Origin of the sequence: Pseudomonas cichorii (genome assembly GCF_015471405.1) — a bacterium.
GTDB lineage: Bacteria > Pseudomonadota > Gammaproteobacteria > Pseudomonadales > Pseudomonadaceae > Aquipseudomonas > Aquipseudomonas serbiensis.
The window spans coordinates 341,125-363,254 of sequence record NZ_BLVZ01000003.1 but is presented as its reverse complement, the minus strand read 5'-3'; the positions used below and the strand labels follow the sequence as shown (position 1 = coordinate 363,254).

The following is a 22,130-nucleotide window of genomic DNA, read 5'->3' as shown; positions in this document are numbered from 1 at the left end:
TTGTCAGGTTGCGCGCGCCCCGATCCTGAAACCAATCGGAACTCCTGGCACTTATGAATAAATCCTGCTCAGTCCTGGCCTGCTTGCTCGCCTTGCCAACCCTCGCTACCGCGCAGACGGCCTCACAGGCCGATTCCCCACGCTGGGGCTTGGGGTTGGGCGTTGGGATATCGGAAAGTCCTTACGCGGGTGAGGGGACAAAAATCACCCCGTTGCCACTGATTCATTATGAAGGGGAGCGGTTCTTTGTACGCGGCCTTACTGGTGGCGCGCATCTGATTCGCAATGAAGGCTTCGAGCTGAATGCCATCGCCTCGTTACGCATGGACGGGATAGATGCCAAGGATTTCGGGCGTAAGGAACTGGCCCGTAACGGTATCGACAGGGACCTGCTCGAAGATCGTGACAATGGTCTGGACATGGGGCTCTCAGCCTCGTGGCGGGGGGCAGCAGGCAAGTTTGAATTGGTCGCCAAGACCGACGTAAGTGGTGCGAGCGAAGGGTTTGAGTTGTCGGCCAAGTACGGTTATGAGTTTGAAGTCGGTCGCGGTAGTCTCGAACCGACTATCAGTGTCAGCCACCTCTCCAAGGATACGGCGAACTACTATTACGGCACCCTGAAAGACGAAGTGGCGCGAGGCGTCGTTGACTACAAGCCTGGCTCAGCCACTATCCCCGAGCTAGGCCTGGCTTACGCCCACCCGATCGGCCAGAACTGGCAGTTCATGAGCTCCGTGCAGTACAAGTTTCTGCCCAATGACATTAGCGACAGTCCGCTGCTTGAGGCTGACACCGATGGCGAAGGATCGGTTATGTTTGGCATCTCGCGGCGCTTCTGAGGCAAGGCACCGTTGTCTGTTTTACCCCACCTCTCGTTCGTGGGAAGAAACTGCGATTCGCAACCCCTATTACATTTCCGTTGTGAAAAGGTCTGTCAAATGAACTCCGGCCTGGCTCATCCGATATCGTTACAAGTCCTTATCATCGAGGATAACCGCTTGCTTGCAGCCAACATGTTTGACTATCTGGAAGCCTGCGGACATATCCCTGATGCAGCACCCGATGGCCACTCAGGGTTGAGTCTTGCGATCCAGAACCGCTACGACGCGATCATTCTGGACTGGATGTTGCCACGAATGGACGGCATGAGCGTCCTGCGCAAACTACGAGAGGAACATGGGTGTGTAACGCCAATTATCATGCTCACCGCCAAGGACCAGCTCGAAGGCAAATTGTTGAGTTTCGAACAGGGCGCAGACGACTACCTTGTCAAACCTGTGGCCTTGCCGGAGCTCGAAATCCGCTTGCGCGTCATGGTCAGTCGCGCCAAGGCCAGTGCGGCAGCAGGGCGCCAGTTGCGAATACGCGATTTGACATACAACCTGGACAGCCAGGAGGTTACAAGAGGCTCGCGCACGCTAACGCTCTCCGGGACGCTGAGGAATGTATTGGAGTTGCTGATGCGTGAGTCGCCAAGAACGGTACGCCGTGATCGTCTTGAGGGTTTGATCTGGGGCGAAAGTGTTCCTGATGGAGATCTGCTGCGCTCACATATGCACCTGTTGCGTCGCGCCATCGACCAGAATGGCGAACACAAGCTTCTTCATACGGTTACTGGCACTGGCTATCGTCTGGGTGAGAGCGGCGAATGAAGTTTCCATGGCGTTTGCAGAGTGTGCAATGGCTGGTCAATGTGAGCTTTGCAATGTTTGGTGTGATGCTCACGCTAGCGCTTGTCGTTCAGGGCAGGCTGAGTCAAGGGCTGGTCGAGCACCCAGTCTGGCAGCAAGTGCTGGAGTCGAGCACGCAGAATGTTCTGCACTCTTCCCGAGCAGACTTTAGTGATACGTTGCCCACCGAGGGCGCGGTGAGGGGTTGGCTGTTAACCCGTGATGGAACGCTACCCGCTGACATGCCAGCGTTCCTGGCGACTCTGGCACCCGGATATTACAGGGAAGGCGAACTTGATAGCATCGCGGACTCTTCGCCGCTTTCCGGTGTGCTGTCTATTGTGACACCGAGGTGGGGGCCTTTTGCTGACGCACCCGGTGACACCACTCGTGCCCGCGCTTACACCGCCCTGGTGACCTCTGTGCCGCAGGGGCGATTGATCATGGCAATCGACATGACCGGGCTGGAAGACGAGCAGAACGCAAGCGTACAACTCAGCCTGGTGTTTCTGCTGTTCAATTTCATCCTGATCTGCCTGGTGATCCGATGGTTCCATCTGAGCCTGACCAGACCCATTGCGGACCTGGCATGGCGGATGCGCAAGCTCGATCCGTTGAAACCGTCGCAACGGCTTCCGGCGACCTATCGTAAAAGCGAACTTAATACCATCGCTCAGGAAGCCAACGCGCACCTTGAGCGGGTCGAGCTCGCGGTTGAGCGTGAACGCAGCCTGCTGGATCAGGCCAGCCACGAATTTCGTACGCCTCTGGCAATTATTTCTGGCGCTGCGGATGTGCTTCATAAACAACAATTACCCGAACGGGCACAGCGGCCGCTACGCCGGATTGACGAAGCAGTGGATACACTCACGCAGATCATGGAAGCTCTGTTGTACCTGTCACGCGAGCCAAGCCCTCAAGAGCGAAAGCAAGTTACCGTGTTGCACGGGCTGCTTCCTGAACTGGTGAATGACCACACCTATCTGCTTTCTGGAAAACCAGTGCGTTATGTGTTGGGAGATATCGAACCTTTAACCTTGCAGGCCCCTGAATCCATGGTGCGAATCGCGGCAGGCAATTTGCTCAGGAACGCTGCGGAGCATACCCACGAAGGCGAAATCCATGTGTCACTTGTGGATGGAGTATTGTGTATCCGTGACTCCGGCTCGGGCTTCGATGCAACCCAGGCGGCCTATCGTTTCACTGAATCACTCAAGCAATCTGGGAAACGGGCAGGCGGTGCAGGGCTGGGTCTGTTTCTGACCCAGCGCATCTGCGAGCGGTTTGGCTGGCAACTGACCCTTGAGTCGTCCTTGTCTGTTGGAACTTCAGCGATTATTGATTTCATGCCGGATCGCGGGTGATTTACATCGCATCAGGACGACGATTTCAACAGATTCCACAGAACCTCATCATTGAAGTCACGGATCACGCTTTTGGCGCCTGCTTCTCGCAGCTGGTTTTCATCAAGCCCCGACAAGACGCCGAAGGTATGGATGCCAGCGGTATTTGCTGACTGTACGCCCGCCAGCGAGTCCTCGAAGGCAAGCGCGTTGTCGGCGCTCACACCGAGAAGTTCCAGGGCCGTCAGGTACGGCATGGGATGGGGCTTGCCGCGTTCCAGTTCTCCGCCGATGACGATGGTCTCGAAGCGGTCTACGATTCCCAGGCCGGTCAACATGGCCATGGCGTTCTCTCGTGGCGCGTTGGTCACCACGGCAGTGCGCAGGCCGGTGTCCTGTGCATGATCGAGAATGCGCAGCACGCCAGGCACGGGGATGGTTTCTCCCAGTTGAGCGCGAAACATGGCCTCTTTCTGAGCGGCCAGATCAGCGTATTGCGACGCAGGAATATCGGGAAACAGGCCGCCGAAAATCATGTCATCCGGGAAGCCCATGACATGGGCCTTGTAGTAGCCGAGGTCCATCGAGCGATCCCAGCGTGCCAGCAACTGGTTGTAGGCGTTCAGGTGCAGTTCATCGGTATCGATGAGGGTTCCGTCCAGATCGAACAACAGCGCAGAAAGGGCCATTGGTTCTTACTCCTTTAAATGTGCAGTAGTGTTGCCGATGGACCAGACACCCCGCAGGGCCGGCACCAGCGGCAACATGAGAAGGGGATAGACGATCAACAGGCTGAAGGCGGCCTCGACCCCTATTCGCTCAGACAGCAACCCGAGCAGAAACGGCGCCAGCAACAACGCGACGCCTACTGCCTGTGATGCCTGGGTGCTGAGTGCCGAACTTGCGTGGGGCGCGACGCGCATGGCAGAGCCCAGAATCAGCGGGAAGAAGTTGCCCAGGCAGGCTCCGAGCACAAAGGTAAATATTGCTGTACCGACCAGCCCCTCTATCAACGACAGCACCAGCAGTGTAGCAATGGCGCTGAGAATCACCGCCGTCAGCAAGGTCAGTGGTGCTACCCGGCGCAGCGCATAGCTGCTGGCCAGACGCCCGCAGACGGTGCCGGCAAAGTACAGGCTCATCAAGGTCGCGGCGACTGATGCGCTGGTCTGGACATGGGTCTTGATATATTCCGCGCCCCAGAACCCTACACCCCATTCTGCCGAGATCCCCAGAATTACCAGCGCCCACAGGCTGAACCGCGTCAGAGATTGCGCACGCAAGGTGTCCGAGGCCGTTGCCGATGACGCGATCTGCTCAGAGTCCGGCCGATGGATCGTCAGTGGCGCGCAGAACATCATCAAGGCCCACGCACTGACGATCAGCGGAGCCGTGCGCCAGGAAAGCCCGATGGCCGTCGCGGCGCCCACCAGCAATGCACCGCCCAGCACGCAGAGCCCAGCGACAATGTGCGCTTCCACCAGTTTTGCGGCAGCCTGCTGACGATAGCGTTTGCCGAGCATGGCCTGCCCGACGGCCATGACCAGCCCCCCGGACAACCCCATGAGGACGCTGCCCGGCAGGGTCATGGGCAAGCCGCCCGCGATGGCAAACAGTCCGCTCGCCAGCACAATCGAGCCTATTGCGATACGCCCCGTGCCGATTGGCAATGCCCGGCGTTCCAGCCAGCGATACGGAATGCCGATCAGCACCAGCCCCAATGCATAGGCCGCAAAATGCAGGCCTGTCCAGCGCAGGTCCAGATCGAATTCGGCACGCAGAAACGGCATCAAAGGACCGAGCATGCCTTGCTGAGCGCCGAACAGGCCGAACATCAGGTAAATCGACCATGGCCGTCTTTGCGTGTGAGCCATGTCGGTCATAGGCCAGCCTTTGTGTCGAACAGTGAATGCCAGCGTGCGCAACGAGCGACCTTGGCGTTGCTGGCCTCTATTGCATCCAGCGCTTTCAGGTCAACCGCCGCTAGCGTATCGCTCGACACGCCGCCGACCACGACCTTGCCATAGCCTCTGCTGATTGCAGCGGCCTGCGGCGAAAGCATCCAGCCAAGTGCTTGCAGCGCCTGCGTTGCCCGTTGCGAGCCGGCACGGCAGCCGAACACTTCAAACTCGTAACGCCGTGCATCAGCGGGGACGCACCAGTGCAATGAAGGATGCTGCGCCACTGCGCGAGTGGCCGCCGTGGACACTGTCACCCCGACGAATGCCCGGCCTTCAAGCACGGCTTCTATCGGCGCAGTCGAAGACCCGCTGATCGAAGGTCGTAGCTGTGCAACTTCAGCCAGCATGTCCCAGGCCCCGCCGCTGTAATGTTCCAGCAGTGCGCTCAGGTGCAGATAGCCTGCGCCCGAACGCCCCGGGTCTGGCAGGGCAATGCGTTGCGACCACGCCGGTGCGCAAAGCTCTTCCCAGGAGCGTGGAGGCGTCAAACCCTTTGCAGCAAGCACTTGCGGGTCGTAGCAAAAGGCGGGCACGAAGCCTGACGGGCTGAACCAGCGCCGGTCGGCTGCAATCGCCTCGGGAGGCAATGTCGAGCCATCCAGGCCGTCAAGAACCCGCAACTGTGAAGCCAGAGCGGGATCGAGAAGGGCGGTGGCAGCGGTTCCCAGAAGCAGATCCCAGTCACCCGCCGTGCCGTCGATCACCCGCTCGATCAACTCTGACGTGGACCAGCGTGAAAGGCTCACGGGCACGCCGATATGCTCGCTGATACCTGCCACGAACTCGGCAAGCTCGGCGTTTTCCATCGAGCTGATAGCGATAAGTTCATTCATTCCCGGCCTCAATCCAGCAGTCGATGCAGTTTGGCGTATTGCAGGAGCATGATGGTCTTGCCGTCGCAGATCGCGCCGGTATCGATCATCGACAGCGCTTCATCCAGAGGCACTTCGAGGACTTCGATGTCTTCGCCTTCGTCCTCAAGACCACCCCCTGCGCTCAGTTTGTCTTCGTCGAAATATTCCCCGACAAAAAAGTACAAACGCTCGGTCACTGATCCGGGACTCATGAAGGCCTCAAACACCTTGCGCACTTCCTGAATGCGATAACCGGTTTCTTCCTCGGTTTCCTTGCGGATGCAGGTCTGTGGGTCGTCCCGGTCCAGCAGCCCGGCACAGGTCTCGATGAGCATGCCATCGTGTTCGTTGACGAAGGCAGGAAAACGGAATTGCCGGGTCAGGACCACGGTCTGTTTCAGCTTGCTGTAGAGCAGGATGGTAGCGCCGTTGCCCCGGTCATAGGTTTCACGGGTCAGGGTGCTCCAGGTGCCGTTATTGCTCTGAAAGTCGTACGTGGTCTTGCGCAGGACGTACCAGTTGTCCGACAGCACGTCGACCTGCTTGATACGCACCCGGTCCTTGGTGGCGATGGCTTTGTTCACTGTTTGGCTCCCAGATGAGTAGCGTTGGGTGCCACCGTCAGCAGCCGTGCGACCATTTCAGGATCACGATGCTCAGGTGCAGTCATCACGGCAGTATCCAGCGCATGGTCGCACCCGGATGAACAGGCGCCCTGATGCTCACCCAGACGGGTGACGGCTTCGGTGACCAGACGGCGGGTCAGGGTAAAGGTGTCGGCCATGCGCTGGGCAACCAGGGTGGCGTTCACGTCTTCGTGGGACTCGTGCCAGCAATCGAAGTCAGTCGGGATGGCAATCATCGCGTAGCAAAGCTCCGCTTCACGTGCGAGCTTGGCTTCAGGCATGGCGGTCATGCCGATCACGGTGCCGCCCCACTCACGATAGAGGTGGGATTCGGCGCGGGTCGAAAACTGTGGCCCTTCCATGACCACATAGGTGCCGCCATTGCGGGCCTGCACGTCAGCGGTTTCTGCGGCGCTTGCCAGCACCGAGCGCATGCGCCCGCACACGGGGTCGCCAAAGGGTACATGACCGACCAGGCCCGGCCCGAAGAAGGTCTTTTCACGCTGGATCGTACGATCGATGAATTGATCGATCAGCACGAAGCTGCCCGGCGGTGCATCGTGGGTCAGGCTGCCCACGGCACTGACCGATAACAGTTGGGTACAGCCGACACTGCGCAGCGCAGCGATATTGGCCCGCACATTGATGAACGAGGGCGGGATGGTGTGTCCGACGCCATGGCGCTGCACGAAGGCCACCGGCACATTGTTGAGGGTGCCCAGGGTGACAGGTGATGAAGGTTTGCCGAACGCAGTCTCGCATTCGACCAACTGGATATCCTTCAAGCCGGGCAGTTGCTGAAGACCACTGCCGCCAATGATGCCGATACGTTGAACCTGCTGGTGTGCCGATGAATTATTCACACGCTGCCTCTCGTCTTCAGGGTGGTTTCTGGTTGTCCGGTGGTCACCAGACGCTCATACAGTTCGGAAAGCGCAGTGGGTGCGCTGCCGCGCTTGAGCAACAGGCCTTCACTGGCGTTGTTGCTGTAGCGTGGTTCATGAATCTTCAGATGCCGGTCGATGGCTGGCAGGTAGTTCCAGCGAACGCCGGGGTACAGCGAGTGCGCCAGATGGTAGGCGTCGGATGTCGGGGCGATGAACACGCGAATCAGCCATCCGCTGATACCGAAGTAATCGGTGGGGCGGCCTGCCAGGTATTCGAGGTCGCGTCGATCTCTGGACGTCCCTTCGACAAACCAGCGGTGCTCGGTGAGCAGCGATACCCAGGCAAAGACCGGGTACGACGTCAGTAGCGGGACCAGCCAGCCAAACAGCACGCCTTTCCAGCCGCCGGCCCAATAGAGCAGGGCAGCGACGGCTATCAGGCACAGCACCCGGACCACCGTCGTCAGGCGCGAGTGGTTCAACAGGCTGCTGCGTGCCATGGTCGTCAGGTTGACCCAGGCGCCACGCGGCGTCAGCGGGTAGAGCAGCAGCGCGTAGAAGCTGGTGGAGGAAATACCTGCCACATAGCCACCGGCATGCACCCTCGCACGGTTCGGGTCCCGGCTGGGGTGATTGGGGTTGCGATGGTGTTCCAGCGTGTGGGTCTGGTGGCGGCTGCGCATGTCGCGTTTGAACGCCGGAAACTGATAGAAAACGTTACTCAGCCACCACTGCCATTCATGGTTGGGGCATAACGCGAAATGCACGGCGTTGTGTCCGAACTCCTGCAGGGCGCGCAGGCGTCCGCCACTCCAGAGCACCACCAGCAACCACATCAACGGTGTCGAGTAGATCGATGCCAGTACAACGGCAGCTACGATATCCAGCCAGGTCCAGATGAAGGGCAGCGGCGCGAACCACTCATCCAGTGGCCGGTAGTAGTGCTCCTTGCGGTCGGGAATCCGTGGCTCCAGCCTTAACAGCCTCAGAATGCGCTGATGGTCGCGGTAATAAAAGGTGACCATCGCGCGTAATGCCAATGCTGTGGCAATCAGGCCGATCAGAACCGTGTGCGAGGTGGTCATGGTCAGGCACTCCCGGTTTCGGCGCACCGTGCGTGAGCGGGTGCAAAGCGTTGCAGCAGTTCGTCCAGGTTGCTGAACAGCGGCGCACCGCTGGCACGCAGGCGTTCGCTGTTCTGATGGCCGGTCGAAACCAGTACTGGCGACCAGCCCACAGCATTCGCCACCTCGAAGTCGTGCAGCGTATCGCCGACGAACAGGGTTCGTGAGGCAGGTGTGCCCAGGGTTTTCTGCAACACCACGGCCTCGGCTGTCTTGCTGGTAGCCTGGTTATGGCTCAGCCCCACGACATGCTCGAAATAGTCATGCAGACCCTTGGCTTCAAGGGTCTGAACCAGCACATCGCAATGCGACGCCGAGAGAATCGAGACGCCGATACCGGCACGTTTTGCAGCGTCGAGAAACTCGATCACACCCGAGTGCAACGGGCAGTGCGCGACATTTGCGTCGAAGTGCTCCAGGTAACGCTGGACGATGGTGGAGAAAGGCACGCGGTCCAGATCGAAGCCGAGCGCGGCGTAGAAGCCGGCAATCGGAAAGTTGAACCTGGCCCGATACAGGTCAGCGGTAATGGGTGGGACATCGAAATGCTCGCCGCAGCGATTCACGGCGAAGACAGCCAGATCGATATCGTCGATCAGGGTACCGTTCCAGTCGAACACCACATGTTCGATGCCGGAAAAATGCAGGGGATCGTCGATCATTGTCGGGTGTTCCTGGGAAATAGGGCATTGAGTGCGATGCGCGACACAATTGCCGGCGAGTAGAGTCGGCTGGGATCTACTACCAGATTGGTCACACCGATTTGTGTCTCCAGCGCCCGGCGATTGCTCGCCGAGAGCTTGCCAAGCCCGGCGCCGAACCAATGGTCAAAGCGGGTGCGCCAGGTGCGTTCACCGGAGGTTTCCGGGAAGCGGAAATCCTCGGTCGTGGCCATGTTCCATGCACCATCGACCACGCCACACAGCAAACCCTGCAACTGATGGCAACTGAGCGAGCGATCCAGCAGCGCGTCAAGGCGGTTGTCGATGCAGTCGGCTTCCAGTGCGCCAATGGTCATGCCCTGACTGTACAGCGGGTTCATGCTGCTCAGGGCATCACCCACGACCAGCAAACCTTCCGGCCAGTGTTCAAGGCGGTCGTAGTGAGTGCGACGGCTGCCGGGCATCTTGAACGTGAAGACTTCCGACAGCGGTTCGGCTTCGCGGATGACTTCATGGATATCCGGCACCGGCAGGTCGGCCAGGGCTTGCAGAAAGTCGTCCGGATCCTTGCCGGGAAAATGGCCGAACCAGCCACCGGTGGTCACCATCCAGCGATCACCCTCGATGGGGCTGATCACGCCCATCGAGCGTTGTGCCGGGGCCGTTGGCAGCACCAGCAACACTTGCCATTGTTCGGCGAACGCGGGGAGCCGCTTGTAGATGCGCGATGCATAACCCAGCTCGGTCTTGACCAAGCTGTTTTGCACCGTGCCGAAACCGGCCTCTTTCAGCCAGGAGGGCATATGCGTGCCCCGGCCGCTGGCGTCCACCAGCAGATCGCAGGGCAAATGTTGCGCACCCGAACCGTTGTCGATGGTCACGCCGCTTACATGACGTCGGTCTTCGATACCTGCAAACTCGATGCCCGTCACTCGCGTGCCGGAAAGAATATCCACCTGCGGCACAGTCGTCAGGCAACGGCGAAGCTGGTTATCGATGAGCCTGCGGCTGCAATAGTGAGCATGAATGCCGCTGCGGTAACGGTTTTTCCAGCGACCGCCCTGATACCACTTTACATCGTGACCCAGGTCCGCCACCTGGGCACCGTCTTGCTCAAGGGCACTCAGCAGGCCCGGGAAAATGCGCTCGATGATCTGCTTGCCGCGCAACAGCAACAGATGCACGTGATGTTCCTGGGGAAGGCTCTGGCGCGGACCGGTTTCGTCGTAGAAATCACTTTTCTCGATCACGGTGACACGCTCGAAGCGTTTCGCCAGCACCGCAGCGGTCAGGCAGCCGGTCACGCTGCCGCCGATCACCACCGCATGGCCCGAGCGCCGGCCCGATTCAGTTGGGAGAGTAGTCATTGAGCACCTTGGCGATGTAGTGCAGGTCGTCGTCCAGCAGACCCGGATGCAAGGGCACCGTCGTCAGTGAGCGCAGCAACCTGGCGGCGTTGGGGCAATCGCGGTGATAGCGGGTCAGTAACGGCAGTTGATACAGCGGCTGGTTGTCGTACTTGCCTATATCCGACTCGATACCGTGCCGTTGCTGGTAATGCACCAACTGGCGACCGTCATGCCCCACCGATTGCAGTAACAGCGAATAACCGTTCACGACGCCACCGGGGACCACGGGCAGTTCGCGAAACGCCGGGTTGTCGAGCAGGCCCAGAAGCCGCTCGCGGTTGTCCAGACGTTGTTCCAGATGCACACCGAGCTGACGTGACCTGGCCAGGCCAACGGCAGCTTGCAGACCGCCCAGTTTCAGGTTGATGCCCAGAGACTCGCCGGTCAGATTGCCGAAGCGGGTGTAGGCGCGAATCCGCCGTGCCCGCTCATCGTCATCGGTCATCACGAAGCCACCTTCGCCGGTGGAGATGAACTTGCAGTCATGGGTGCTGAAGCAACTGATGTCGCCATGGCGCGCCAGCCATGTTCCGTCCAGACGGGTCATGTGGGCGTGGGCCAGGTCCTGAATCAGCGCGATCCCGGCTTCCTGCGCAAATGCCCAGGTCGCGTCAGAGTTGATCGGATAACCCCACATCGGCACTTCGATCACTGCACAGGTCCGAGGGCTGACACAGCGCCGCAGGTCCTGCGGGTCAAGACCGAAACTGTCCGGCGCGACATCGCAGAACACCGGCACAAGCCCCATGGATAGAATCGGCAGTACCGTACAGATCGGTCCGGTCGGGGCGACGATGACTTCATCGCCTGGCTTGAAGTCGACGCCAGACAGCGCCGCCGTCACCGAAGCGGCACCTGACGACACGGCAATCACATGCTTGATGCCGTACAGCGCAGAAAGCGCTGCTTCGTACTCTTCGACAATCGGCGAGGTGCCGGTCAGGCCCGAGTGCAGGGCCCGCTCCAGTTCGTGCAGGTCGTCAGCCGAGTGCAGAGTGCCTTTCTGGGTAATGGTTCGCAGGCTCATGACGACACCTTTATCCCCACCAGATCCCACAGCGCATCGTCTGCGAAGACTCGGTCTACCATTCGCCGGAAGTTGGGAAACATCTTCAACTCAGCCGTTTCCTTATGGCTGAAGAAGCGCGCGTGTTCGACCTCTCTGTCGTCCGGGCAGGCGAGCAGAGGAGTTGCCGTGACATAGATCAGGTCAAGGTGATAGTGCGGCCCGCGCTTGTCGTCGATGTATTCGCACAGTACCCGATACGGTTGATGCAGCACGGTAACATCGGTTTCGACATCGGCGAGTTCTTCGTCGCGCTCGCCGAGCAGTTGGGCGTGTATCCCCGTCTCCTCGAAAATTTCCCTCAGTACTGCGACGTCGGGGGTTTCTCCCTGTTCGATATGGCCACCGGGATACAGCCAGACACCGAGCTTGCGGTGATGCAACAGCAGCATCTTCCGGTCCGGGTTCAAGACGAACCCGGACGCGGTGAAATGCCGATCCAGTTGTGAGCGATCGAGTGGGGCCGTCATTTACGCGGCACCGTACTGATTGATGCGATCTGCCATGTAGTCCAGTTCCGTCTGGGTAATGTCCGGATGAACCGGAATTGTCGTCATGCCCGCCAGCAAGGCCTCAGCGTTTGGACATTCGTTACGGTATTGGGCGAGTGCCGGGAATTCATAGAGCGCCTTGCAACCATAGCGCTTGATGTCGGAAGGGATACCCGCGTCATCGAGATAATCGATAAAAGCACGGTTGTCGGCAAAGTGCAGTTCAAGATTGAGGAAGTAATAGTTCGGCAGACCGCCATCGATGATCTTCTTCTCGCGGACCTTGCTGTGATCCAGCTTGCTGAGGAAGTAGGCCGTGTTCGCACGGCGTTTCTCGATTTGACCGGCCAATGACGCCAGACGGCTACCGCCCAGGGCGGCCGGCAGTGCAGCAAGCTTGTAGTTGAGGCCGAAGTCCTTGCCATTGAGGTTGCCGAAGCGGCTGTAGTCACGGCAGCGCTGGGCCAGTGCATCGTCATCGGTGAGGATGAAACCGCCTTCTCCGGTGGCCAGTGGTTTGCGCTCATGGGTGCTGAAACAGGACAGGTCACCGAACTGCGACAACGGGCGCCCTTGCAGGGTCGTGCCGTGGGAGTGAGCCAGGTCCAGAATCAGCTTGATGCCCAGTTCATGGGTCAGCAGGCGCAGTTCGTCGACTTCAGTCGGATAACCCCACATCGGGATGTCGATGATGGCCTTGGTGTTCGGTGTGATGCGGGCCTTGATCGAGGCTGGATCTGCACCGAAGCCGTGGGCGCGGGTATCGACGAAGATGGGGTTGGCCCCGGCGGCAATGATCGGGTAGATGGTGCACAGCGGGCAGCTCGGTGTCAGCAGGACGTCATCGCCAGGGCCTACGCCGGATGCGTAAATGGCCACGCTGAGCGCCGCGCCGCCTGACGAAACGGCAATGGCGTGCTGCGCCTCGAACCACTCGGCGAGCTTGCTTTCGTATTCGCCGACCACATCGCTGGTGCCCGACAGCGGGCGTTCCAGGGTCAACTTCATGGTCAGCAGGTCGTCGGCATACACCGGGCGATATTTATCTGAAACAGGCTTGTGTGCAGTGGCGGTACTGGAAAGATTGGCTGACATGTTCATGGATTCCGTAACAGGCTATGGGTGGGCTCAAGCGCTAAGGGCAAGGTTTGGTTCGGCTGCGTAGCAGATGCTCTCGATTACCCTGTAAGTCGGGAGCAGGCTCTCGAAGCTCGCCTCATAGGCTGTGTTGGTACGTACGGCGTGGAAGAACTTTTCCAGCTCGCCGAAATAACCGCTGCGCTCATAGCCGGAATCCAGTGGCCCTGGCTGCCACGCCCCACGCCAGCGTTTGGCCGTACCGGTGGCACTGGTGCCGTGCTCCGGTTCGTGCATGGTGATGTTCCACAGGTTGTTGAGTTCCACCATCATCGAGTTCGAGCTGACAATCTTCATGTCGAATTCAAAGTAGGGGAACAGGGTGCCGCTGAGCAGGCTGACGCTGGCACCTGTGCTGAATTGCAGCTCAAGGCTGACCAGCAATGAGTCGCCGTGACGCTGCACCCGGGACTCGATATCACGCAGTTCGCCGCCACCGAAGGTCACGCCCAGGTCGATGGTGTGAATGGCCTGGGCCAGCAGGAAGGAACGCAGTGTCGAATCCAGGCCCCAAAGCGGCGACGTGGGTTTGCTTGCATAGTGGTTGAGCTGAACATGCACGATCTTGCCGAACTGTTCAGTGCTGGTCATCTGACGCAACTGCTGCATGGGCTTGGCGAACTTGAAGTTCATGCCGACGCCGGTAACCACTTTGGCATCGTGACTGGCAGCGATCAGTGCTTCCAGTTCGTCGAGGGTGAAGCAAGGTGGCTTCTCGACAAAGACATGCACGCCCCTGGCCATGGCCTTGAACGCAAGATCACGATGCGCCTGAGGTGGGCAGGCCATGACGACTGCATCGAGCCCGGGGCAGGCAAGCATCTCGTCGAAGTTATCAGTGATCATCACGTTGGATACGAAACGATTGATTTCTTCTGCACGGGTTCGGTCGCTGTCGCAGACCGCCACGATACGAATGTCCGGCATTTGTAAAAGTGTGGGCAACAGATTCTCTTTCATCTGTGCGCCGAGACCAACGATACCAACTTTGAGTCCAGTCATAATCATCTCCGTCTTGGAAGAGTTAATGTGTTCATTGGAATTGCGGACAAGCGCGTACACGAATTCCGTAACGGATTGTCTTGCGGACAAACCGAATGAGTTCAGTGTTCATTCAAGTCGTTAGTGCAGGGCGAATGCCCTGGAACATTGAAGTACTCTAAGAGTGAAAGTGACCATCGCTTATGTGCGGCCGCTGTTGCGCAGGCTCGCTGGACGCTTGGTTTTTCAGGCCTTGAGAGCGGATCTTGAGGATGTTCCAGAGCCGGGAGCGCAACGAAATCACGTTGTTCCGGCTGATATCGGGGAGGGTGAACATTCTTGCGAATTGTTCATGTGTTGCTTTGAACGAAGAACGGCAGTTGTTTTTATGATAAGTATTCATGATACGAATCTTCCGTGATTGCCTTATTCAAGCCTCAACATAATCCGTGTTGAAGCAACTGCGTCAGTGTGTCCTGCTGACTGAGTACGGGGCTGAATCTATATCAGCGCTTTGAGCATGGCAACACGGCATATAGATCGAAAAATCATAAAAAAGATTACGTGAGTTATGCCTTTCGTATTAAGCCTTTTTGGTGGTTTGGTAATGACGCTGATTTATAAGGAAATTTCCGGGCGCGTTTGAGTGTGTTTGCCAAAACTTAATAATGCGGCATTTCGATCACGTCCCCCTTTGCCTGTTCATCAATTTCACGCAACAGTCGATAAACCTGCGCCACAGCCTGCAAAGTGGCGCGTGGAATGAACTGACCAACGTTTTCACGATACAGCGTCCGTGCCAGCCAGACGAAGCGCACCACTGGTACACCTGCCTTGCGGGCGCGCTCGATGAGCTCGCGGGCATCGGCGTCGCGGCCCTTGCAGATAATGCGCGGCAACGGGGTTTGCTCCGGGCGATAGAAGAGGGCCACGGCAAAGTGGGTCGGGTTGACCAGCAGCATGTCGGCGTCTTCGACCGGTGCCCTGGCAGGCGCGGCGGAGGCAGGCTGTTGAGAGATTTCGTGTGCCAGTGACTTGCGGTGCGACTTCATGTGCGGGTCGCCTTCGGACTCCTTGTACTCCTTGCGGATATCTTCATGGCTCATGCGCTGGCCCTTGATGAAGAAGTACTTCTGCAGAGCGAAGTCCACGATGGCCAGCACCAGCAGCAGACCCAGGCAGATGCGTGACAGGCGTCTGAACAGATCGACCAGTGCTTTCCAGTAGCTGTCCAGATCCGTCTGGGCAAGGCCGATCAGGTCGCCCAGTGACGGCGGCAGGAGCCAATACAGCACGAGGGTTATCATCACGGCCTTGCACAGGCTGTTGAACAGGTTGAACAACTGCCGTGAAGAGAACATCTGCTGGAACTGGTTGATGGGGTTCAGGCGCTCGAAGTCCAGCTTCAGGGCTTCGGTGGCGAACAGCGGGCCGAACTGGACCCAGCCGCCGGCCAGGCGCATGACTGCGGCAACACCCAGGACCGGGAGCATGAACAGCAGCAACTCCAGGCCTGCCTTGGTCATCACCTCTCCAAGGGCGGCGCCGAAGGGCCGATCCAGCTCCATCATGGGCAGCATGATCAGCTCTTTCAGGCGTTCCATGCCGGAATCCACCATGGCCAGGATCATCTCGATCAGGGCCGCGAAAATGAACAGTTTGGGAATATCCTGGCTTTGCCCGACCTGACCTTTCTTGCGTGCGTCGTCGAGCTTTTTCTGCGTGGGTTCTTCTGTTTTTTCGCTCATGGTCCGGCTTCCGGCAGAGGGCGGTCAGGGGATCTGCAACATCAGCGGTAGCAAGTGCGTCAAATCTTTCAGCTCATCCAGACGGCCTTCGCCCAGCCAGGTGAGCATGGGCATGTACAGCACCAGGAAGCCCAGGCCTACGAGGCTCTTGGCGGGCATCGCCAGGGTTGAAACCTGTAGTTGCGGGCTGTAAAGGCTGAGAATCGCCATGCCGAATTCGATCAGCAGCAACAGGCCTACCAGCGGTGCGGCGTACAGCACCATGAAGCGGAACGTGCTGGCGACCAGCTTGAGATAGACCTCGAATCCTTCGGGGCCGGTGACAGGTACCCATTGGGTGGCAGGCCATACCAGATAACTGTCCCACATGATCTGGGTCAGGCTGGCGTAACCGCCACCTAGGATCATCAGCAGGATCATGACCTGCTTGAGCATATGGCCCAGTTCCGAAGTGTTGTCGCCCAGTGCCGGGTTGATCTGGCCGCCCACCAGCGCACCACGCTGGTTGTCGAACAGGCAGCCGATGGACTCGAACAGCCAGAAGGGCATGGCCAGCAACAGGCCCAGCAGCAGGCCGATAATGCTTTCCTTGAGCAGCAGTGACGTCAGGTCCAGCCAATCGAGGCTCTGGCCCGCGAGGGATTCGCGAATGGCGGGCATGGGGAACAGCGCCAGGGCCAGGACGATGGTGTGGCGCAGCATGCCTTTGAGTTCGGTGAATGCGAACGCCGGAATCAGGAACAGGCACGGGTACAGCCGCGCCATGCCCACTGTGAGGGCAATGATCGATTCGCTGACTTCCTTGAACGGGAGCTCGAACATCTCAAGGCCTCGTCTGACCGATCATGTTGAAAGACAGGTAAGCCAGTTGCATGAGTTCGATACCGATCCAGCGTCCGGTCAGCGCCAGTGCCACGCCCACGGCAACCAGCTTGATGGCGAACGGCAGGGTCTGATCCTGCAACTGCATCACGGCCTGCAGCAGCGAGGTGATGACACCGACAATCACCGCCACGATCAGTGCCGGAGCGGAAAGCACTACCACCAGCAACATGGCCTGCTTGAAAAGCGTCAGGGTTTCCATAAAGCCTCGGCGGATCACATGTAGCTGTAGAAGAGCCCATCGAGCAGGCGGGTCCAGCCATCGACCAGCACGAACAGGAGGATTTTCAGCGGCAGCGAAATGGTCATCGGCGCAACCATCTGCATGCCCAGAGCCAGCAGAATGTTCGAGACAATCAGGTCGATGACGATGAACGGGATGTAGATCAGGAAGCCGATCTGAAAACCGGCCTGCAACTCGGACAATACGAAGGCCGGCACGACAAGCAGCAGGTCATCGCGGCTGGCCTGGGACGACATTTCCTTTGGCCACATGCGCTGGGTGTTTTCCAGCAGGTGGGTCTGAATATCCGGATCGATGTTGCGGGTCATGAACAGGCGCAACGGTTCGATCACATGTTTGCCGGCGCTTTCCATGGCGGCAAAGTTATCCAGGCGTTCGGGGAGTTTCTTGACCCGTTGCCCCATTTCATTGAACACCGGCGCCATGATGAACAGCGTGGCCGCCAGGGCAATGCCATACAACGCCATGTTTGGCGGGGCCTGCTGGACACCGATGGCGTTACGGGTAATCAAGAGCACCATGGCGATCTTCAGGAAGGCCGTGCAGATGATCATCAGCAATGGCACCAGTGACAGAGCCCCCAGAAACAGGGCAAGCGTCAGTGGGTTGGCATCCTGGAGATTCACCGCAAGGCTTCCATGCGGGTGATCTGCAGGCCCAGGCGTCCTTCGACATCCACCAGCTCGCCATGCGCCAGCGCACGCTCGCCATGGAACAGCATGGCATGGCCCGGCGCGCAACCGTTGAAGGTCAGCACGGAGCCGACCGACAGCGAACGCAACTGACCCAGGCTCAGTGAGAGATTGCCCGCACGCAGCGTCAGGGCCAGCGCCAGATCGTTGAAGCGCTCCATATCGTCGCTTCCGTCAGCCGTGTTTTCGGCGAAATCTTCGTGTTCCTGCATATGGATATCGTCGAGCAGAATCGGGTTATCGCTGTCGGAAGCCGCAAAGTGGTCGATAGTGGCATTCATGGTGTCTTGCTCCAGTTCGGTAAGGGTGAAGCACAATGCGTTGGCGGACTCCTGGACCAGGCTCAGGCGGCAGGAGCCCAGTTGCAGTATTCCGTGGCCATCGGGGGTAAACAGTGGATGGTCGGGCAGCAGCACATCGCCGGGGCGCAACCCCTTCAACTGCTTGTAGGTCAGGGCCAGATGGCCCAACAGCAGCGGGGTGTTGATGGGCCACGGCCAGGTCTGGCCGATATGAGTGTGCTGCCATTGGCCGCGATCCAGCAGATCGAGCAGGGTGGCGGGTGGCGCGCTCAGCCTGGAGCAGACCCGCAAACCGTTGATGCGCGCTTCCAGCAGGCAGTCCAGCCCTTGTTCATTGGGCTGATCCAGCGGCTGCAATGTGCCGAACAGGTGTTGCAGCTCGGGGCTCAGGTAATGGTTGTAAAGCTGCCAGTACCACTGATGGTCTTCGTTGTTGTCCGATTGCTGCAACAGGGCCGGGCAACTGGATAACAGGCCCAGCAGGGCTTCGGTATTGGTCAGCCGCAAAGGCCCGGACGCACATTCCAGATGACCTTCGTCGACGGTCTGGCCGGGTGTGGGCGCCAGGCGCAAGGCCAGTTGGCCTTTTTGCCGATTGAGCTGGAAAGGCAGGCTCAGACCGGTGCCTATCCGTTGTCGGATCGAAGCTTCGGTGGTGCTGACGGGTCTGAGGGCAAGTGCCTGTGCATTCATTTCAATGACCTGCCTGATCGAGAGTGAGCCTGACGCGACGTCCCAGCCGTTGGCTGAGCCATTCACGGCTGGCTTCGCGGTTTTCCTGACAACGCTGCAAGGCAGCATCACGGGCAAAGCGCAGGGCAATATCCAGCCCGTCGCTGCGCGGGATGACCTGTACCGTCACCTTGCCCAGTTCCGGCAGCTCGAAGATGGCTTCCATCGGTTCCATTTCGTTGCTGGCCAGGTGTTCTTCTATCGGGTTGAGCAGCGAGTCCCACAAGGCTTCAACCGGTGCCGGTGGCAGCGAGGCATTGCTGCCATGCTTTTCGCCATCGCGCCAGCCATCGCTCAGGCCTTGTGGCTGATCGTTGCCCAGCCAGAAGACGTTGTCGTTCGACGCGGTCATCATCTGCTCGAAGAGTTCGCCTTCTTCCAGAGTTTCGTGAGGCACATGTTCGCCGCGCTCGTGCTTGACCGGCGTGGCGGTGTTCTCGGTGTTGCTGGTGCTGTTGCGTGGCTTGGGCGGCTCCTGCGGGCGTGGAGGCGTGGGCTTGTGCGCCACAGGCTTGGTGTTCATGAGGCCTCCCGGGCGAGATCCATCAGGTAGTCGAGTTTTTCAACATCACGCTGGCGTTTGCGCAGTTCCTTGTGGCTGTCATCAGTCCACATTTGCTGCTGGCGGTGCTCGTGCTGAAGGTTGCTCAGATGCTTTTCGCTGCGCTCGATATGCCGGATGGCCTGACGTTCCTGGGCCAGCCAGTCATTCATTTCGCTCAAGGGCAACGGGCGGTTCGCATGCCGATCGCGTTGCTCGATGCGTGACTGGCGATAGGCCTGATGCAATGACTCGATGTCCCTGGTCATTTGATGCAGGCGGGTCTGCAAGTCGTTGAGCACCTGGTTTTGACGTCGCCATGCCTGTTCGGCCAGGGTCAGACGGTGCCGACGGATCGGCGCCAGGATATCGAGGGTCTGGCCAAGGCTGTTCATTTGCGGATCATTGGCCGAATCCAGCAGGTCAAGGTCATCGTGGGACATCAGCAGTTACCTGTATGAGGTGGTCCAGGGTGTCTTCCAGCGACACCGGGTCTCGTAGCGATTGCTGCAGAAAATCCATGATCTGATCGCGCGATTGCACAGCGAAGTCGGTCAGTGGATCGTTCCCCTGTTGGTACTCACCCAGCTTGATCAACATTTCAACTTGCTGATAAGCAGCCAACAGTCTGCGTATCTGTGTGGCACCCTTGACCTGTTCGGTTCCCACCACATTGCTCATCGTTCGACTCAGGCTCGTCAGAATGTCCACGGCCGGGTAATGGCCGCGCTCTGCCAGGCGCCGAGAGAGCACGATATGGCCGTCCAGCAGGGAGCGAACTTCGTCGGCCACCGGGTCGTTCATCGAGTCCTGTTCGATCAGTACCGAGTACAGGGCTGTGATTGCTCCGGTCCGGGTTCTTCCGGCGCGCTCCACCAGACGCGGCAGCAGGCTGTAGACCGAGGGCGGAAGCCCGCCGCGACCGGCCGGCTCGCCACTGGCCAGACCGATTTCCCGCTGGGCCCGTGCAAAACGGGTGAGGGAGTCGATGATCAGCAAGGTCGATTTGCCCTGCTGTCGAAAACCTTCGGCGATGGTCGTGGCAGTGAACGCTGCACGGGCACGCTCCATGCTGCTGCGGTCCGAAGTGGAGCAGACCAGCACGGTTCGCGAGCGCAGTTCTTCGTCCAGTTCGTGGTCGAGAAACTCACGCAATTCACGTCCGCGCTCACCGATCAGGCCAAACACGATTGCCTCGCAGGGCGTGTTGCGCGCCATTTCCGCGAGCAACGTCGTCTTGCCGCAACCGGCACCGGCGAACAGGCCGACCCGCTGGCCTTCGCCAAGGGTCAGGAGCCCGTCGATGGCGCGCAGGCCGGTGGACAACGGCGCTTCGATCCTGGGGCGCTCGGTGGCCGGTGGTGCATCGCGGATGACGGGCTGGGCTCCCGCCGCGCCGGAAAGCGCAAAGGCCGATGGCCCGTCACCGCTCAACGAGCGTCCGAAACCATCCAGGACCGAGCCCAGCAGATATTCACCCACCACCAGACTGTGGGGCTGGAACAGTGGCCGGACCGGCGCACCGATGGCGATGCCGTCCAGCGCTCCGAGTGCCGCGAGCAAGGTGTGCTTGCGGTCGAAGCCCACGATTTCGGCCATCACCTCAGTGCCATCTGCCCGACGGATTTCGCACAAGTCGCCGATGCGTGCCTGAGGCATATGGCTGTGCAAGAGGATGCCGCTGACACCGGCGATACGACCCATGACTTCCACTGGCGCACAACGTTGCAGTCGTTCGCTGTGTTCCTGGCGCCATGTGTTCAGAGGATTCAGGGCTGATTCGCTCACCAGCTCACCTCCACACGCCGTTCACCCTCGAATACCACTTTATGCTCGTTGATATCGACGAAGCGCACGCCATCGACTTCATCGCCCAGGAACAGGCGCCGGCCATCGCTGGTCAGGACACTGGCCAGGCGTGTATTGCTGATCTGAATGATGGTGAAAGGCAGTTCAGCCGTGGCGGCGGGCAGGGCGTTGAGCACTTGCAGCGGGCTTTTGTACTGACGATCGAAGTGCAACAGCATGCGCGAGGTGGACTGCAACAGGTCGTCCTCGTCGAAAGGCCCGTGCAGGAAAATCTTTCCTTCTTCTTCAGCAATGGTTATGCGCTTTTGCAGCTCGCGCTCTTCGAGCATTCTGGTGAGGACTTTCTTTACCTCGGTCGCATCCTTGAGCTCGACTTTGGACGGTTTCAGCGGCGCTGGCGGTGCAGGTTCCTGCTGGTTGACCAGCCAGAACAGCGCGCCCAGAAACACCACCAGTGAACCGGCCAGCAATAAAGGCCCGAGCAGTGAGCGTGGTGCTGCCTTAGGTGCCGGAGCTTCGCGCTCGGCGACCAACTGCACAGGTTCCGGTTCGTACTTCTGTTCGGGCTCTGGGTCGGCAAGAGCGTCTGCAAAGGCTTCGGCAGACGCTTGAGGCTGTTCTTCGTTTTCTTCGTCTTCTTCAGGTGGCCATTCGGTGTTGGCGCTGAGCACTGACAGCCATACGCCATTGAGGGCAAACGGCGTCCCCGGCTCAAGCTGGGTAATGCCTTCTATCTTGTGGCCTTCGCTGTCGGTGACTGGGCCTTCGCTGCTGGCCAGCGACCAGGTGCTGTCCACCAGCCGCAGCATGCAGTGGCTGTCCTTGATGCCGGGATCGTACAGTGAAAGGTCTGCGCCGCTGGATGAGCCGATGCTCCATTGATCGCCGTTCAAGGGCAGTGCCGCGCCCCGATGCAGGCCGGTCAGTACCCGTAGTTCGTAGTGTTTCTTGGTTTCCATAGGGACTCCG

At 59.3% G+C, this 22,130-nt stretch carries 24 protein-coding genes; 3 read left to right on the top strand and 21 right to left on the bottom strand.

Annotation, left to right across the window (positions count from 1 at the left end):
- Positions 1-53: 53 nt before the first annotated feature.
- The 3 genes from JL015_RS05610 to JL015_RS05600 all read left to right on the top strand — a co-directional run bounded on the left by JL015_RS05610 (position 54) and on the right by JL015_RS05600 (position 3,034).
- Positions 54-839, top strand: coding sequence for a MipA/OmpV family protein (locus JL015_RS05610; protein ID WP_201017766.1), 786 nt, complete (start codon positions 54-56; stop codon positions 837-839).
- A gap of 99 nt (positions 840-938) precedes the next feature.
- Entirely contained in the window at positions 939-1,652 is a 714-nt protein-coding gene (locus tag JL015_RS05605) for a response regulator transcription factor (protein ID WP_201017765.1), read from the top strand.
- Between the two features lie 23 nt (positions 1,653-1,675).
- Positions 1,676-3,034 (top strand): sensor histidine kinase, encoded by a 1,359-nt coding sequence (locus JL015_RS05600; RefSeq protein ID WP_236250164.1) that lies wholly within the window; start codon positions 1,676-1,678, stop codon positions 3,032-3,034.
- A gap of 11 nt (positions 3,035-3,045) precedes the next feature.
- Here JL015_RS05600 and JL015_RS05595 read toward each other — a convergent pair whose 3' ends face one another.
- The 21 genes from JL015_RS05595 to JL015_RS05495 form a co-directional block, all read right to left on the bottom strand.
- A complete protein-coding gene (locus tag JL015_RS05595; RefSeq protein WP_201017763.1) occupies positions 3,046-3,702 on the bottom strand; it encodes an HAD family hydrolase in 657 nt (218 codons plus the stop codon).
- Positions 3,703-3,708: 6 nt separating this feature from the next.
- On the bottom strand, positions 3,709-4,896 hold the full coding sequence (locus JL015_RS05590; protein WP_236250163.1) for an MFS transporter: 1,188 nt from the start codon (positions 4,894-4,896) through the stop codon (positions 3,709-3,711).
- Positions 4,893-5,807 carry an ABC transporter substrate-binding protein gene (locus JL015_RS05585; protein WP_201017762.1) on the bottom strand — a complete coding sequence of 305 codons (915 nt, stop codon included), beginning with the start codon at positions 5,805-5,807 and terminating at the stop codon, positions 4,893-4,895. The genes JL015_RS05590 and JL015_RS05585 overlap by 4 nt, the downstream gene beginning before the upstream one ends.
- Positions 5,808-5,815: 8 nt before the next feature.
- A complete protein-coding gene (gene nudK, locus JL015_RS05580; RefSeq protein WP_201017761.1) occupies positions 5,816-6,412 on the bottom strand; it encodes a GDP-mannose pyrophosphatase NudK in 597 nt (198 codons plus the stop codon).
- Positions 6,409-7,317, bottom strand: a complete 909-nt coding sequence (gene mtnP / locus JL015_RS05575) for an S-methyl-5'-thioadenosine phosphorylase (RefSeq protein ID WP_201017760.1) — start codon at positions 7,315-7,317, stop codon at positions 6,409-6,411. The genes nudK and mtnP overlap by 4 nt, the downstream gene beginning before the upstream one ends.
- Complete coding sequence (locus tag JL015_RS05570; protein WP_201017759.1) at positions 7,314-8,426, bottom strand: fatty acid desaturase family protein; 1,113 nt, start codon at positions 8,424-8,426, stop codon at positions 7,314-7,316. Before JL015_RS05570 ends, mtnP begins: the two co-directional genes overlap by 4 nt.
- A 2-nt stretch (positions 8,427-8,428) precedes the next feature.
- A complete protein-coding gene (locus JL015_RS05565; protein WP_201017758.1) occupies positions 8,429-9,127 on the bottom strand; it encodes an HAD family hydrolase in 699 nt (232 codons plus the stop codon).
- Positions 9,124-10,494 (bottom strand): FAD-dependent oxidoreductase, encoded by a 1,371-nt coding sequence (locus JL015_RS05560; protein ID WP_201017757.1) that lies wholly within the window; start codon positions 10,492-10,494, stop codon positions 9,124-9,126. Before JL015_RS05560 ends, JL015_RS05565 begins: the two co-directional genes overlap by 4 nt.
- The gene (locus tag JL015_RS05555) at positions 10,475-11,563 is read right to left on the bottom strand and encodes a DegT/DnrJ/EryC1/StrS family aminotransferase (RefSeq protein WP_201017756.1); all 1,089 of its coding nucleotides are present in this window, start codon (positions 11,561-11,563) and stop codon (positions 10,475-10,477) included. Before JL015_RS05555 ends, JL015_RS05560 begins: the two co-directional genes overlap by 20 nt.
- Positions 11,560-12,072, bottom strand: coding sequence for an NUDIX hydrolase (locus JL015_RS05550; RefSeq protein WP_201003191.1), 513 nt, complete (start codon positions 12,070-12,072; stop codon positions 11,560-11,562). The genes JL015_RS05555 and JL015_RS05550 overlap by 4 nt, the downstream gene beginning before the upstream one ends.
- Positions 12,073-13,188: a DegT/DnrJ/EryC1/StrS family aminotransferase gene (locus JL015_RS05545; RefSeq protein WP_201017755.1), complete on the bottom strand. Its 1,116-nt coding sequence runs from the start codon at positions 13,186-13,188 to the stop codon at positions 12,073-12,075.
- Positions 13,189-13,221: 33 nt separating this feature from the next.
- Positions 13,222-14,232, bottom strand: a complete 1,011-nt coding sequence (locus JL015_RS05540) for a Gfo/Idh/MocA family protein (RefSeq protein ID WP_201017754.1) — start codon at positions 14,230-14,232, stop codon at positions 13,222-13,224.
- Positions 14,233-14,873: 641 nt separating this feature from the next.
- Positions 14,874-15,959 carry a type III secretion system export apparatus subunit SctU gene (gene sctU / locus JL015_RS05535; protein ID WP_201017753.1) on the bottom strand — a complete coding sequence of 362 codons (1,086 nt, stop codon included), beginning with the start codon at positions 15,957-15,959 and terminating at the stop codon, positions 14,874-14,876.
- 24 nt (positions 15,960-15,983) lie between these two features.
- A complete protein-coding gene (gene sctT / locus JL015_RS05530; protein WP_201003183.1) occupies positions 15,984-16,781 on the bottom strand; it encodes a type III secretion system export apparatus subunit SctT in 798 nt (265 codons plus the stop codon).
- 1 nt (position 16,782) lies between these two features.
- Positions 16,783-17,043 (bottom strand): type III secretion system export apparatus subunit SctS, encoded by a 261-nt coding sequence (gene sctS, locus JL015_RS05525; RefSeq protein ID WP_025259563.1) that lies wholly within the window; start codon positions 17,041-17,043, stop codon positions 16,783-16,785.
- A 14-nt stretch (positions 17,044-17,057) separates the two neighbouring features.
- Positions 17,058-17,711: a type III secretion system export apparatus subunit SctR gene (sctR, locus tag JL015_RS05520; protein WP_117165055.1), complete on the bottom strand. Its 654-nt coding sequence runs from the start codon at positions 17,709-17,711 to the stop codon at positions 17,058-17,060.
- On the bottom strand, positions 17,708-18,772 hold the full coding sequence (gene sctQ / locus JL015_RS05515; protein WP_201017752.1) for a type III secretion system cytoplasmic ring protein SctQ: 1,065 nt from the start codon (positions 18,770-18,772) through the stop codon (positions 17,708-17,710). Before sctQ ends, sctR begins: the two co-directional genes overlap by 4 nt.
- A 1-nt stretch (position 18,773) precedes the next feature.
- Entirely contained in the window at positions 18,774-19,334 is a 561-nt protein-coding gene (locus JL015_RS05510) for a type III secretion system HrpP C-terminal domain-containing protein (RefSeq protein ID WP_201017751.1), read from the bottom strand.
- The gene (locus JL015_RS05505) at positions 19,331-19,795 is read right to left on the bottom strand and encodes a type III secretion protein (RefSeq protein ID WP_201017750.1); all 465 of its coding nucleotides are present in this window, start codon (positions 19,793-19,795) and stop codon (positions 19,331-19,333) included. Before JL015_RS05505 ends, JL015_RS05510 begins: the two co-directional genes overlap by 4 nt.
- Positions 19,782-21,140: a FliI/YscN family ATPase gene (locus JL015_RS05500; protein ID WP_304573863.1), complete on the bottom strand. Its 1,359-nt coding sequence runs from the start codon at positions 21,138-21,140 to the stop codon at positions 19,782-19,784. Before JL015_RS05500 ends, JL015_RS05505 begins: the two co-directional genes overlap by 14 nt.
- Complete coding sequence (locus tag JL015_RS05495) at positions 21,137-22,120, bottom strand: FHA domain-containing protein (protein ID WP_201017749.1); 984 nt, start codon at positions 22,118-22,120, stop codon at positions 21,137-21,139. The genes JL015_RS05500 and JL015_RS05495 overlap by 4 nt, the downstream gene beginning before the upstream one ends.
- Between the last annotated feature and the right edge of the window lie 10 nt (positions 22,121-22,130).

Bases quoted from the DNA above. Each gene is read 5' to 3' on its own strand.
- JL015_RS05610 (WP_201017766.1), top strand. From the start codon at position 54: ATGAATAAATCCTGCTCAGTCCTGGCCTGCTTGCTCGCCTTGCCAACC.
- JL015_RS05605 (WP_201017765.1), top strand. From the start codon at position 939: ATGAACTCCGGCCTGGCTCATCCGATATCGTTACAAGTCCTTATCATC.
- JL015_RS05595 (WP_201017763.1), bottom strand. From the start codon at position 3,702: ATGGCCCTTTCTGCGCTGTTGTTCGATCTGGACGGAACCCTCATCGAT.
- JL015_RS05590 (WP_236250163.1), bottom strand. From the start codon at position 4,896: ATGACCGACATGGCTCACACGCAAAGACGGCCATGGTCGATTTACCTG.
- JL015_RS05585 (WP_201017762.1), bottom strand. From the start codon at position 5,807: ATGAATGAACTTATCGCTATCAGCTCGATGGAAAACGCCGAGCTTGCC.
- JL015_RS05570 (WP_201017759.1), bottom strand. From the start codon at position 8,426: ATGACCACCTCGCACACGGTTCTGATCGGCCTGATTGCCACAGCATTG.
- JL015_RS05565 (WP_201017758.1), bottom strand. From the start codon at position 9,127: ATGATCGACGATCCCCTGCATTTTTCCGGCATCGAACATGTGGTGTTC.
- JL015_RS05560 (WP_201017757.1), bottom strand. From the start codon at position 10,494: ATGACTACTCTCCCAACTGAATCGGGCCGGCGCTCGGGCCATGCGGTG.
- JL015_RS05555 (WP_201017756.1), bottom strand. From the start codon at position 11,563: ATGAGCCTGCGAACCATTACCCAGAAAGGCACTCTGCACTCGGCTGAC.
- JL015_RS05550 (WP_201003191.1), bottom strand. From the start codon at position 12,072: ATGACGGCCCCACTCGATCGCTCACAACTGGATCGGCATTTCACCGCG.
- JL015_RS05545 (WP_201017755.1), bottom strand. From the start codon at position 13,188: ATGTCAGCCAATCTTTCCAGTACCGCCACTGCACACAAGCCTGTTTCA.
- JL015_RS05540 (WP_201017754.1), bottom strand. From the start codon at position 14,232: ATGACTGGACTCAAAGTTGGTATCGTTGGTCTCGGCGCACAGATGAAA.
- sctU (WP_201017753.1), bottom strand. From the start codon at position 15,959: ATGAGCGAAAAAACAGAAGAACCCACGCAGAAAAAGCTCGACGACGCA.
- sctT (WP_201003183.1), bottom strand. From the start codon at position 16,781: ATGTTCGAGCTCCCGTTCAAGGAAGTCAGCGAATCGATCATTGCCCTC.
- sctS (WP_025259563.1), bottom strand. From the start codon at position 17,043: ATGGAAACCCTGACGCTTTTCAAGCAGGCCATGTTGCTGGTGGTAGTG.
- sctQ (WP_201017752.1), bottom strand. From the start codon at position 18,772: ATGAATGCACAGGCACTTGCCCTCAGACCCGTCAGCACCACCGAAGCT.
- JL015_RS05510 (WP_201017751.1), bottom strand. From the start codon at position 19,334: ATGAACACCAAGCCTGTGGCGCACAAGCCCACGCCTCCACGCCCGCAG.
- JL015_RS05505 (WP_201017750.1), bottom strand. From the start codon at position 19,795: ATGTCCCACGATGACCTTGACCTGCTGGATTCGGCCAATGATCCGCAA.
- JL015_RS05495 (WP_201017749.1), bottom strand. From the start codon at position 22,120: ATGGAAACCAAGAAACACTACGAACTACGGGTACTGACCGGCCTGCAT.